The organism is Corynebacterium pilbarense, from assembly GCF_026930265.1.
In the GTDB taxonomy this organism is placed as follows: domain Bacteria; phylum Actinomycetota; class Actinomycetes; order Mycobacteriales; family Mycobacteriaceae; genus Corynebacterium; species Corynebacterium pilbarense.
On the sequence record NZ_JANRML010000127.1, the window covers coordinates 1 to 572 of the forward strand.

The window sequence follows — 572 nt, forward strand, 5'->3', positions numbered from 1 at the left end:
ATTGAAAGACATGACACCAAAAGAAGCCTTCTCAGGTAAGAAACCTAATGTGGAAAATCTAAGAATATTTGGATGTCCTGTTTACTCTCACATTCCCAAAGACAAGAGGAATAAACTAGAACCTTTAGGAAAGAAAGGGATATTCGTGGGATATAGTGATTCATCCAAAGCTTATAGAATATATATTCCAGAACAACACAAGATCGAAGTCAGCAGAGATGTAACATTCAATGAAAAGATGGCCTTCAAGAAATCCATAGAAGAAACTATAGAAGAAGAAGAGATTGAAGAACTTAACGAAGAAAGCACAGAAAACGTAAATGACGAAAAGGAACTACCTGGTCATCCTATGGAGCCATGTGAAAACATTGATTCAGATATCGTACCTAAGACCAAGAAAAGACCAGCTTGGCTTGAAGCTACCTTACAAGACGCAAAAAGACTCAAGGTTCCAGAAGGAACATTCAGAAAGAGTAAAAGACCTAAAAGATTCTCAAGTTATGCAGCATACATGACAAGGATTCTAGATGAAGAACATACTACATTTGAAGAAGAAGTTAAAAAGGGACAAT

At 36.4% G+C, this 572-nt stretch carries 1 protein-coding gene; it reads left to right on the forward strand.

Translation table 11 applies throughout. The features are described from left to right. Positions 1-572: hypothetical protein (locus tag NUW87_RS11545; RefSeq protein ID WP_269028675.1), on the forward strand; the 572-nt coding region annotated here is incomplete at both ends.